Source organism: Bacillus sp. P4_D3 (genome assembly GCF_056401855.1).
Genome location: NZ_JBFUIN010000078.1, coordinates 1 through 12,094, shown reverse-complemented (window position 1 = coordinate 12,094; position 12,094 = coordinate 1). Strand labels below are relative to the sequence as shown.

General features: G+C 36.6%; 14 protein-coding genes. 11 read left to right on the top strand and 3 right to left on the bottom strand.

The features are described 5' to 3' along the window. Positions 1 to 18: 18 nt before the first annotated feature. Entirely contained in the window at positions 19 to 570 is a 552-nt protein-coding gene (locus tag AC1DTM_RS11715) for a GNAT family N-acetyltransferase (RefSeq protein WP_002033881.1), read from the bottom strand. A 126-nt stretch (positions 571 to 696) separates the two neighbouring features. On the opposite strand from AC1DTM_RS11715, the gene spoIIM reads away from it, so the two are divergent. The 9 genes from spoIIM (at position 697) to corA (ending at position 8,871) form a co-directional block, all read left to right on the top strand. Beyond that, the gene (spoIIM, locus tag AC1DTM_RS11710; RefSeq protein WP_002111637.1) at positions 697 to 1,344 is read left to right on the top strand and encodes a stage II sporulation protein M; all 648 of its coding nucleotides are present in this window, start codon (positions 697 to 699) and stop codon (positions 1,342 to 1,344) included. Between the two features lie 106 nt (positions 1,345 to 1,450). Continuing rightward, positions 1,451 to 1,906, top strand: coding sequence for a ferric iron uptake transcriptional regulator (gene fur, locus AC1DTM_RS11705; RefSeq protein ID WP_000392654.1), 456 nt, complete (start codon positions 1,451 to 1,453; stop codon positions 1,904 to 1,906). Positions 1,907 to 2,009: 103 nt separating this feature from the next. Continuing rightward, entirely contained in the window at positions 2,010 to 2,240 is a 231-nt protein-coding gene (locus AC1DTM_RS11700; protein ID WP_002088473.1) for a YqzK family protein, read from the top strand. A 6-nt stretch (positions 2,241 to 2,246) separates the two neighbouring features. Further along, a complete protein-coding gene (gene xerD / locus AC1DTM_RS11695) occupies positions 2,247 to 3,137 on the top strand; it encodes a site-specific tyrosine recombinase XerD (protein ID WP_002111635.1) in 891 nt (296 codons plus the stop codon). A 143-nt stretch (positions 3,138 to 3,280) separates the two neighbouring features. After that, positions 3,281 to 4,009: a FixH family protein gene (locus AC1DTM_RS11690; RefSeq protein WP_002111634.1), complete on the top strand. Its 729-nt coding sequence runs from the start codon at positions 3,281 to 3,283 to the stop codon at positions 4,007 to 4,009. 358 nt (positions 4,010 to 4,367) lie between these two features. Next, positions 4,368 to 5,552, top strand: coding sequence for a phosphopentomutase (deoB, locus tag AC1DTM_RS11685; RefSeq protein ID WP_016106092.1), 1,185 nt, complete (start codon positions 4,368 to 4,370; stop codon positions 5,550 to 5,552). A 12-nt stretch (positions 5,553 to 5,564) separates the two neighbouring features. Further along, positions 5,565 to 6,386: a purine-nucleoside phosphorylase gene (locus AC1DTM_RS11680; protein ID WP_001078443.1), complete on the top strand. Its 822-nt coding sequence runs from the start codon at positions 5,565 to 5,567 to the stop codon at positions 6,384 to 6,386. A gap of 7 nt (positions 6,387 to 6,393) precedes the next feature. After that, positions 6,394 to 7,698 carry a pyrimidine-nucleoside phosphorylase gene (locus AC1DTM_RS11675; RefSeq protein WP_477000249.1) on the top strand — a complete coding sequence of 435 codons (1,305 nt, stop codon included), beginning with the start codon at positions 6,394 to 6,396 and terminating at the stop codon, positions 7,696 to 7,698. A gap of 210 nt (positions 7,699 to 7,908) precedes the next feature. Continuing rightward, positions 7,909 to 8,871: a magnesium/cobalt transporter CorA gene (gene corA, locus AC1DTM_RS11670; protein ID WP_002160605.1), complete on the top strand. Its 963-nt coding sequence runs from the start codon at positions 7,909 to 7,911 to the stop codon at positions 8,869 to 8,871. A gap of 34 nt (positions 8,872 to 8,905) precedes the next feature. On the opposite strand, the gene AC1DTM_RS11665 is transcribed toward corA, so the two are convergent. Together AC1DTM_RS11665 and AC1DTM_RS11660 are read right to left on the bottom strand one after the other, a co-directional pair. After that, the gene (locus AC1DTM_RS11665) at positions 8,906 to 10,195 is read right to left on the bottom strand and encodes an NCS2 family permease (RefSeq protein ID WP_477000248.1); all 1,290 of its coding nucleotides are present in this window, start codon (positions 10,193 to 10,195) and stop codon (positions 8,906 to 8,908) included. A gap of 134 nt (positions 10,196 to 10,329) precedes the next feature. Continuing rightward, entirely contained in the window at positions 10,330 to 11,001 is a 672-nt protein-coding gene (locus AC1DTM_RS11660) for an SIMPL domain-containing protein (protein WP_002111627.1), read from the bottom strand. A gap of 160 nt (positions 11,002 to 11,161) precedes the next feature. Between AC1DTM_RS11660 and AC1DTM_RS11655 the strand changes: the two genes are divergently transcribed. Together AC1DTM_RS11655 and AC1DTM_RS11650 are read left to right on the top strand one after the other, a co-directional pair. After that, the gene (locus AC1DTM_RS11655; protein ID WP_477000247.1) at positions 11,162 to 11,581 is read left to right on the top strand and encodes a MarR family winged helix-turn-helix transcriptional regulator; all 420 of its coding nucleotides are present in this window, start codon (positions 11,162 to 11,164) and stop codon (positions 11,579 to 11,581) included. A 102-nt stretch (positions 11,582 to 11,683) separates the two neighbouring features. Next, the coding region (locus AC1DTM_RS11650) for a hypothetical protein (RefSeq protein WP_477000246.1) at positions 11,684 to 12,094 on the top strand (411 nt) is incomplete at its 3' end.

Sequence of the window (12,094 nt, the reverse complement as noted above, 5' to 3'; positions counted from 1 at the left end):
CGCCTAAGGCGAGYGTTTTTAGTTGATTTTTGCATATACACGTGCATCGCGTAAGCTGCCATCGGGTGCTAGGAAATCATTTTCCATTGTACCTTCTAAAATAAATTCTAGACGTTCTGCTAAGTTACATGCGTTTATATTTGTTGCATCAGTACGAATTTCAATTCTTCTAGCACCTAGTTTATCAAATGCAAATTGAATCGCACCTTTAATGGCTTCTGTCATATAGCCATGCTTTGTATAAGCGCTATGTAGCCAGAAGTGAAGTGAAAACTTTGGAATATCCCAGTTTTCAGGCTTGAGAGTAATAGCTCCGATGAATGTACCAGATACTTTATCGTATAAGTGGAAATCAAGTGTTTCACGAAGTAAAAACTGTCCGTGAGCTTCGCGAACAATTTCTTCAGCACGTTCTTCTGTTTCAGCTGTAATTGGCATCCATGGTAATAAGTCTTCTAGAGAAGCTTGGATTGCTTCATATACTTCTGTGCCATCACCTGGAAACGGCTTACGTACTTGCAAGCGCTCAGTTTGAAATAATGTTGGAAAATCTAATAATAATGGTTTCAAGAGAAATCCCTCCTATTCTCTACTTTTTAGTTTAGCAAAGTAGAGCGGAATTTCAATGCTAATTCGTCATACTTTTTTTCTTTCTTTCATACATTTTTAGTAAGAGTGTGAACGGAGGGAAGGAAAATGTGGCGAAAAACGTGGCAAGACCGTGTAATGTCTCACATACAGGAAAATTCTTCACTATATATATTTAATGCGGTTTTATTACTGATGGGAGTAATATTTGGAGCGATTCTTGTGAATAGTTTACAAATAAACCAAAAGCAAGATTTATCATTTTATTTACAGCGTTTTTTTGGACAAGTTTCTAAAGGAGAATTTGCTGTCGCGGGCGAAATGTTTCGAGAAAGTTACTTTTCGCAATTAAAATATATCGGCTTTATTTGGATTTTGGGGATTTCAATTATTGGGTTGCCGCTCATTTTTATCTTACTATTTTTAAAAGGGGTAGTTGTTGGATTTACAGTAGGTTTTTTAGTAAGTCAGCACGGATGGAATGGACTATTATTAGCATTTGTATCTGTATTGCCACAAAATTTAATTATAATTCCTGTATTTCTCGTAATGACAACAATTGCTGCAAGCTTTTCCTTGCGAATGATTAGGCATCAATTTATCCGGAAAATAACTGAGCCACTATTACCGTTATTAATTCGCTATACATGCTTTTTTCTCGTGATTGGAGCGGTATTAGCTATTGCTTCCAGTGTCGAAGCGTATGCATCACCAGTTTTAATGAAAGAAGTTGTGGAGGCTATTAACAAACAATAAATACTTTTTGAGAATAATTATCAATTTGTTTTTATTGTTTTTCTTTTGACAGGAGCCCTTCTTCTGATATAATGGTGTAAGAGTGGCGAGGAGGGAGTAGTACCGAATGGAAGAAAGAATTGAACGAATTAAGAAGCAATTACATGCAGCGAGCTATAAATTGACACCACAACGTGAAGCAACAGTTCGTGTGCTGCTAGAAAATGAAGAAGATCATTTAAGCGCAGAAGATGTATACCTCCTTGTAAAAGAAAAGTCGCCAGAGATCGGATTAGCAACCGTTTATCGAACTTTAGAGTTATTGTCTGAGTTGAAAGTTGTCGATAAGATTAACTTTGGAGACGGTGTTTCGCGTTATGACTTACGCCAAGAAGGTGCACAGCGTTTCCATCATCATTTAATCTGTACACAATGCGGTGCTGTACAAGAAATACAAGAAGATTTACTTGGTGAAGTGGAGAATAAAGTGGAACGAGACTGGAGCTTTAAGGTGAAAGATCATCGTTTAACATTCCATGGGATTTGTAAAAATTGTCAAGAAAATGAAACGGATGAAAAATAACCTTTTCCTATTTAACTAGGAAGAGGTTTTTTATTTGAATAAGGTATAAATTGGTGAAAGCTTGGCATATGTTGTAATAACTTATATTTTGGAGGAATTTACAATGCGCCGAGCTTTAAAATTAACTTTTGATGGGATGAAAGTATTTTTATTATTTACAAGTTGTACGATTTTGTTTTATTTCGCTATACTATGGATAAATGAAGAATATGAAAGTTACCATCGTTATGAAAAGCCAAAAGAAGAGACTGTAGAAAAAGTATCAGGGAATGAGGAGCCGGAAAAGGATGCTTTCGTAAATAGAATGATGTTTTTCTATGAAAATGGGGAGTAGTGTAGATTGGAAGATCAATTAAAAGATTTTATTCATTATATGATTGTTGAAAAAGGTTTAGCGAAAAATACAGTTGTATCTTATGAACGCGATTTGAAAAGCTATGTGAAGTATTTGCAAAATGTAGAACAAACGAAGACGTTTCATGAAGTGACACGCTTGCATATTGTTAACTTTTTGCAGCATTTAAAAGAAAACGGAAAATCTTCAAAAACATTGGCGCGTCATATTGCATCGATTCGTTCGTTTCATCAATTTTTACTTCGTGAACGAGCAGTGGAGCATGACCCATCGGTACATATTGAAACGCCACAAGGGGAACGGAAATTACCAAAAGTATTATCGATCGACGAAGTGGAAGCATTGCTTCAAACACCGAAAACGGCAAGTGCTTTTGGGATTCGTGATAAGGCAATGTTAGAGTTGTTGTATGCAACAGGACTTCGTGTTTCAGAATTAATTTCATTAAATTTAGAAGATGTACACTTAACGATGGGGTTTGTTCGCTGCATAGGGAAAGGGAATAAAGAAAGAATTATTCCATTAGGAAGCTTAGCGACAGAAGCGATTCAAAAGTATATTGAAAAAGGAAGAAGAGAATTGATGGGTAAAAAAGCAGTAGATGCACTCTTTTTAAACCATCATGGTAATCGATTATCGAGACAAGGATTTTGGAAAATTTTAAAACGATTAGCGAAAGAAGCAAATATTGAAAAAGAGCTTACACCGCATACGTTACGCCATTCTTTTGCTACACATTTATTAGAAAACGGGGCAGACTTGCGTGCTGTACAAGAAATGCTTGGACATGCAGATATTTCAACGACGCAAATTTATACGCACGTTTCAAAAACTAGATTAAAAGATGTATATAAACAGTTTCACCCGAGAGCATAGTCACTATGCTCTTTTTTCATAGATTAAGAAGAACAAACCATTTCACAGAAACTTCACAAACATTTCGTACATTGTTTTCAGCGGAAGACTAGAATATTACAATGTATTTCCTCTATACTAAATAAAGTATGAAGGAGGAAATGATGATGAAAAAACTTATTATGACGTTATTTATCGTGATGCTAGCATTGGCTGGCTGTAATACAAACAAAGAAGAACCGAAAAAAGAACAGAAACTTGAAGCTGTAAAAGTAGCAGTTCAAACGAATCCGAAAGAAATTAAACCAGGTGAAAAAACAGAAGTACAAGCACTTGTTACACAAGGAAAAGAAAAAGTAACAGATGCTGATGATGTAAAGTTTGAAATTTGGAAAGCAGGCGACGAAAAGCACGAGATGTTAAATGCTAAGCATAAAGGAAAAGGTGTTTATGCTGTAGAAAAAACATTCGAAACGGATGGAGTATATCATGTTATTGCTCATACAAATGCACGTGAAATGCATGTTATGCCAGAAGTAAAAGTGGCTGTGGGAAATGCAAAAGTTGAAGATGCGAAAAAAGAAGAAGGTCATGGGGATCATAAAAGTGATACGATGATACATCTTATGGCTGGAGATATTAAAGCAAATGCTGAGTCAACAATGAAAGTTCATTTAAAACAAAAAGAAGAAGCGTTATCTGGTGCTGAAGTACAACTTGAGATTTGGAAAGACGGCGTTGAAAAACACGAATTTATTCCGGCGAAAGAGGGGAATAAAGGGGAGTATGAAAGTAAACATACTTTCAAAGAGAATGGTGCTTATAAAGTGAAAGTTCATGTAAGAAAAGGTGAACTACATGAACATAAAGAAGAAACAGTAGAAGTAAAATAAAAAGTAGCTCTTTAGAGCTGCTTTTTATTTTAGGAAAAAAGTCATGAAATGATTAGCACTTCTTTGCAGAATGGATTACAATAGAAGGGTAAAGAAAATGAAGAATTCTACGAAAATGTATTAAAAAGAAAGCGTAAACATGTTATGATATCAATATCAGATGTCTGACATCTGACTTGGAAAAACCTAGAAATGTTTTTGATTCGTTTGAAAGTAAAACGAAAAAGTTAGAGAATGATTTAAAGCAGTACTGTTTAATAATGAGGACGAAAGATAATTCCCATTGATAACAGTTTCACTTTATAGCGTTTTGAACATACTACAAGAAGTAGAACTGAACATATAGGAGGTTGCAGTTATGAATAAATATAAACGTATTTTCCTAGTCGTAATGGACTCTGTGGGAATCGGTGAAGCACCGGATGCTGAGCAGTTTGGTGATTTAGGTTCTGATACAATTGGTCATATCGCTGAACATATGAATGGATTACACATGCCAAATATGGTGAAATTAGGCCTTGGTAATATTCGTGAAATGAAAGGAATCTCTAAAGTAGAGAAACCGCTTGGATATTATACAAAAATGCAAGAAAAATCTACAGGAAAAGATACAATGACAGGTCATTGGGAAATCATGGGCCTTTACATTGATACACCATTCCAAGTGTTTCCTGAAGGATTCCCGAAAGAATTACTTGATGAATTAGAAGAAAAGACAGGTCGTAAAATTATCGGTAATAAACCAGCCTCTGGAACTGAGGTACTTGTTGAGCTTGGTCAAGAACAAATGGAAACAGGTTCTTTAATTGTTTACACTTCTGCTGATAGTGTATTACAAATCGCAGCTCATGAAGAAGTAGTACCACTTGAAGAGCTATATAAAATTTGTAAAATCGCACGTGAATTAACATTAGATGAGAAGTACATGGTAGGACGCGTTATCGCTCGTCCGTTCGTTGGAGAGCCAGGAAACTTCACACGTACACCAAATCGTCATGACTATGCACTAAAACCATTTGGTCGCACAGTAATGAATGAACTAAAAGATAGCGATTATGATGTAATTGCTATTGGTAAAATTGCTGATATTTATGATGGCGAAGGGGTAACTGAATCACTTCGTACGAAATCAAATATGGATGGAATGGACAAGCTTGTAGATACATTAAATATGGACTTTACAGGTATTAGCTTCTTAAACTTAGTTGACTTTGATGCATTATTTGGCCATCGCCGTGACCCACAAGGGTACGGAGAAGCTCTACAAGAATATGACGCACGTCTTCCAGAAGTATTCGAAAAACTAAAAGAAGATGATCTATTATTAATTACAGCAGACCACGGTAATGATCCAGTTCACTACGGTACTGATCATACACGTGAATATGTACCGTTATTAGCATATAGTCCAAGCATGACAGAAGGCGGACAAGAGTTATCACTTCGTCAAACATTTGCTGATATTGGTGCAACTGTAGCAGAAAACTTTAATGTTAAAATGCCAGAACATGGAACAAGCTTCTTAAACGAGCTAAAGAAATAGGGGGATAAACAGATGAATCGTGAACTAATTACAAAATCAGCTTCATACTTAAAAGAGAAATTTCAAGAGACACCACAAGTAGGACTAATCCTTGGATCTGGACTAGGTGTATTAGCAGATGAAATTGAAAATGCAGTAACAGTACCATACAGTGAAATCCCTGAATTCCCAGTTTCAACTGTAGAAGGACATGCAGGTCAACTTGTATTCGGTACACTTCAAGGTGTAACAGTAGTAGCAATGCAAGGACGTTTCCATTTCTACGAAGGATACGATATGCAAAAAGTAACATTCCCAGTTCGTGTTATGAAAGAACTAGGTGTAGAAACAGTTGTTGTAACGAACGCAGCTGGTGGTGTAAATACATCATTTGAACCAGGCGATCTTATGTTAATTTCAGACCACATTAACTTCATGGGTACGAACCCATTAATCGGACCAAATGATTCTGAAATGGGTGTACGTTTCCCTGATATGTCTACATCATATACGCCAGAACTTCGCGAAATGGCGAAACAAGTTGCAGCAGATTTAAATATTAAAGTACAAGAAGGTGTATATGTTGGAATGACAGGTCCTGTATATGAAACACCTGCTGAAATTCGTATGCTTCGTACACTTGGCGGAGATGCAGTTGGTATGTCAACTGTACCTGAAGTAATTGTAGCGCGTCATGCGGGTATGAAAGTACTTGGTATTTCTTGTATTTCAAATATGGCAGCTGGTATTTTAGATCAACCACTTCACCACGATGAAGTAATTGAAACGACAGAACGTGTTAAAGCTAACTTCTTAGCATTAGTAAAAGCAATCGTAAAACAAATGAAGGGGTGACCTCACAATGAGAATGGTGGACCTAATTGCAAAAAAACGTGATGGACATGCATTAACGACAGAAGAAATTAACTTTATCGTTGAAGGATACACAAATGGTAATATTCCAGATTATCAAATGAGTTCACTTGCAATGGCAATTTTCTTCCAAGATATGAATGAGCAAGAACGTGCTGATTTAACGATGGCAATGGTAAACAGCGGCGATACAATTGATTTATCAGCAATTGAAGGGGTAAAAGTAGATAAGCATTCAACAGGTGGTGTTGGTGATACAACGACACTTGTATTAGGTCCATTAGTAGCTGCTTTAGATGTACCAGTTGCAAAAATGTCTGGGCGTGGTCTAGGACATACGGGTGGTACAATCGATAAATTAGAAGCAGTACCAGGATTCCATGTTGAAATTGAAAATGATGAATTCATGCGTCTTGTAAATGAAAATAAAATTGCTGTTATCGGGCAAAGTGGAAACTTAACACCTGCTGATAAAAAGTTATATGCGYTTCGTGAKGTAACGGCAACAGTAAATTCTATTCCGCTAATTGCAAGTTCGATTATGAGTAAGAAAATTGCTGCTGGTGCAGATGCAATCGTTCTTGATGTGAAAACTGGAGCAGGAGCATTTATGAAAACGGATGAAGATGCAAAGCGTTTAGCAGAAGCAATGGTGCGCATCGGTAATAACGTTGGTCGTAATACGATGGCGGTTATTTCTGATATGAGTCAGCCGCTTGGTGAAGCAATCGGTAACGCATTAGAAGTACAAGAAGCAATTGATACATTACAAGGTAAGGGACCAAAAGATTTAGAAGAGCTATGTTTAACGCTTGGAAGTCAAATGGTATACCTTGCTGGACAAGCTTCATCTTTAGAAGATGCACGTGAAAAATTAATTGAAGTAATGAACAATGGAAAAGCGTTAGAAGCATTTAAAACGTTCTTATCGGCGCAGGGCGGCGATGCTTCTGTTGTTGATGATCCTTCTAAATTGCCACAAGCACAATATAAAATTGAAGTGGAAGCGAAAGAAGACGGTTACGTATCGGAAATCGTTGCAGATGAAATCGGAACAGCAGCAATGCTTTTAGGAGCAGGGCGTGCAACGAAAGAGTCTGAAATTGATTTAGCAGTTGGTCTAATGCTTCGCAAAAAAGTAGGCGATAGCGTGAAAAAAGGTGACTCTCTTGTTACAATTTACGCAAACCGCGAAAACGTTGAAGATGTAAAAGTGAAAATTTATGAGAACATGAAAATCGCTAAAGACCACGTAGATGCACCAACTTTAGTACACGGTATTGTAACGAAGTAATAAAGTGAAACTTTAATCAGTGGGGGGCTTCATCCCCACTGATTATKAGCCTTCACCAATCGGGCTTTTACGGGCAGTTGATCCCCCACCGAACTTCTTTGCTTTCGCTGAATTTTGAGGTAGGGGTCTTACTGCYCGCAAATAGCGGGATAAAAAAAGCTGAGGAGATTTCTCCTTGGCTTTTTTTACTATTTTTTGTTTATAATAGTAATGGGTGAAATTATGATTAGAATTTGTGCAATAACGAAAAAAAATGAAGTTTTATATGATGTTTCGCTAGAAGAAACGAAAAAAGAAAACATTGTATGGTATTGGCTTGATTTATATAAGCCGACGAAAGAGGAGTATACATATATTTTACAAGATCACTTCAAGTTCCATCCCCTTGCAATTGAAGATTGTGTAGAATATGTACAGAGGCCAAAAGTAGATTTTTATGATGGATATAACTTTTTAGTTCTTCATGCATTCGGAGAAGATGGATTAGAACCGCATGAAATCGATTTATTTGTTAGTGATCGATATATAGTCTCTTTCCATTTCTCTCATAATAATGCGATTGAAAGAGTATGGAAAACGCTCGGTGAAAAGAAACGTATTAAGAAGAGTCCTTTACATGTAGCACATACAATTGTTGACCAAATTGTAGATGATTATTTCGCACCTGTTTATTACATTGAAGACCATTTAAATGCAATTGATGATAATTTAACGGGTGAGACAGCAGGAAGCGTGCTAGAAGAAGTATTTGATATTCGTGCGGATTTATCTAAGCTAAGGCGTACGATTATTCCGATGCGTGATTTATTGTATCGTATATTAAATTCAACACGTTTTTACGGTATAAGCGATCATGAAATTTATTTTAAAGATATACATGATCATTTGCTTAAACTGACAGAGATGATTGAAGCAAGCCGTGAATTAACAGCAGATATTCGAGATAGTTACTTTTCGTTGAATTCCCACCATATGAACAACATTATGAAAACATTAACTGTTTTCTCAACTATTTTCATGCCGTTAACATTTATTGCAGGGGTATACGGCATGAACTTCGCACATATGCCAGAGCTTGGCGGGAAGTATAGTTATTTTATTTGCTTAATTTTAATGGCGTTAATTGGCGGCGGAATGATGGCTTGGTTTTATAAAAAAGGTTGGTTTAAGTAAAAAAACACCGAGGGAAATCCTCGGTGTTTTTTTCTTAGCCAATAGCGTGTAATACGAACATGGCTAAGAATAAGCATGTAATGATATACATGGACGGTGCGACTTCTTTACGCTTTCCAAGAGCAACTTTCAAGATAGGATAAGCAATAAATCCGAACGCAATGCCATCAGCGATACTATATGTGAGCGGGATCATAACGATAATTAAAAACGCTGGAAATCCTTCTGAAAAGTCGTTCAGAGGAATTTGTTGAATGCTTGTAATCATCAGCCCGCCAATAATAATTAAGATTGGTGCAATGGCACTATCAGGAATTATTTTGACAAACGGAAGCGCAAACAGTGATGCGAAGAATAACAACCCTGTAACGATAGACGTCAGACCTGTTTTTCCGCCTGCAGTAATACCTGCGGCACTCTCTACTGTTGAAACGGTAGGGCTTGTGCCAAATAGACCACATGTCATTGCTGAAATTGCATTTGCTTGGTAAGCACGTGGGAATTTACGGTCATCTTCTAATAAACCGTGCAGTAGTCCCATGTTCTCAAAAATAAGCACCATGCTTAAGGAGAATGTTGCAATCCAAAATGGCAAGGAAGAAAGTTTCCCAAATGACATAGCTCCAAACACATCGCCATAATTAGCGAATGAAAACGAACTATTTCCCAGTTGACTCGTATCAACAAGACCAAACAGCCATGCAATACCAGTGCCAATTGCAATCGTCCATAAAAAGCTTCCACGTACGTTACGCACAAATAGCACAAGTGCGACAATAAGAGTAAGTAGTGTGGCAAGAACGACAGGACTACTTAATTTCCCCATTGCAACAGCAGTATTAGGATGCGAAACGACTAAACCACCTTTTTGCAAGCCGATGAAAGCTAAAAACAACCCGATACCGACAGTGATCGCTTCCTTTAATGACTTTGGAATCGATACCGAAAGCACGCGAGCAATCGGTGTAAAAGCAGCAATTGAAAAAATAATACCGGCGATAAAAACAGCTGCCAATGCTTCTTGCCAAGTTAAACCAAGCGTATGCACAGCAGTGTACGTAAAGAATGCATTTACACCCATACCAGGGACAAGAATAGCAGGTGCATTTGCCCAAAATGCCATAAGTAGACATCCGACAAATGAACTAAAAACAGTTGCCAAAATTCCTGCCTCAAGAGGAATGCCGGCATCTGATAAGATTGACGCATTTACAATCATAATATAAACAATTGTGAAAAATGACGTGACTCCAGCTAAAACTTCTTGTTTTGGTGATGTTTGGTRTAAGTCTAATTTAAATGTTCTTTCAAGTATTCCTTTCATGTTAAACCTTCTTTTTCATATCCCTCTCCCACCCGTGATATCTCTTATGTAAGAGCTCACCGTCCTTTATTATATCAGAACATCATGTTTTTACAACAACGAAAATGATAACGGTTACTTATAAATGAGTTTATTTATAAATACGTAAAAATTGCCCGGATAGATGAAATGATTTCTAGTTCTCCTGATTGAATGGGCGGAGCTGCTTGCGCATGCAAAGTAGCATATGATGCGATCTCCCGCGGTAATTGGACAGATTCTTCAACGAGTGAGAGGGGAACAGGATTAATATTTAAATTGTAGGTACTCGCAATTGTACGAGCTTTGTCTACTGCTTGTTGCAGAGCTTGAATGAGAGCTTGCTCATAATATTTATTTGGATGAGATATTCGAAAACGTAATCCTTTTGCTACGTTTGCACCATTCGTAACGGCTATATCATATACTTCCCCTGCTTTTTGCACATTTAAAACKGTAATTTCATACAAATGCTCCACACGGTAGCCTTGTAGTAATGCTTTATCATTTACATATTCGTATTGAGGAGTAATTGTATAAGAAATGGTTTCTATATCTTTATCGGCAATACCTAGCTGTTTGAGTGCATCAAGCAATTGTTTCGATTGCACTGCATTTTCTTCTTGCGCTTGTTTTACATTTTTACTATCTGTTCGAATGCCCAGTGTTAATATGACAACATTTGGTTTTGCCTTTATAATGCCTTCTCCTTGTACAGTAATAGTAGCTTCTTTACCAGTATTTGTCGTACGGATATTATGTAAATACGGATTCATTCCACCTTGCATTTATGCTCACCATCCTTTTTTACATGTATATGTGTGAACAAAAAAGAAAATCGTATGAAAAAAGTTACATAAATGAGAATGTTGTGAGAAGAAAGCATATACAATATAGGTATTTATAGATTATAATATGTGTAAATATGATAAAAAAGGGACGAGGCTAGTGAACGAAAATAGAGAAACACTGATTTTAGATTTATCTGCATCATTWCGAAAGATGATACGTTTATTACAAAATGATATTAATACACGTTTTTCAGAGCATATGCCATATAATGAATTCTCTGTATTACGTGCGTTATTTTTAAAAAGTCCACAGATGGCTTCGCAAATTGCGAGTGAAGTAAACGTAACCTCCAGTCATATTACAGCTGTAACAGATCGTCTCGTGCGAAAAGGGTTTGTTGAAAGAAAACGTTCAAATTCGGACCGTCGTATCGTATACTTAGAAATTACTGAAAACGGACGAGAAGTAACTGAAAAGCTTGAAGCTGTGCGTAAAGAATATTATAAAGAGAAATTTAAAGGTTGGAGCGACCAAGAGATAGAAATGGTTTTAGAACTATTTGGCCGCGTATTATAATAAATGAGGATAGGAAGCGAGAGCTTTCCTATCCTTTTTCTTTTGAATAAAAACACTTTGAAACTCCAATACTCTAATTAAAAAGAATCGGAGTGAAAAATTATGAAACGTATTTTTACGCTTCTCATTATGATTGGAAGTGTTGTCTGCTTTAATAAATTCGTGGATGCTGCAACGCCAATTCAAGTAGTTCAAAAAGAATTACAACATATTTCAAATAAGCAACCTGTTTTATATTCGAAACTATGGATTCGCTCTATGCAGAATACGATTTTATTTCATCATAGTGATAACGTCCGGCATGAAGATACGATAAGCAATGTGACAAAATCTTCCCTTGTAAAAGTAAAACAACTTCCACTTCAGAAAGCTTCACAGTATATTCCGAGATTATCTCAATACATTTCTAAGTTTGAGGCTGAGAATGTTCAAGTGTATTATGTAGCAGCTCGTTATGAAGTGAAAAAAGAGAATTCGTATCAGTTAAATGGAATGAATTATTTCATGCAAGTA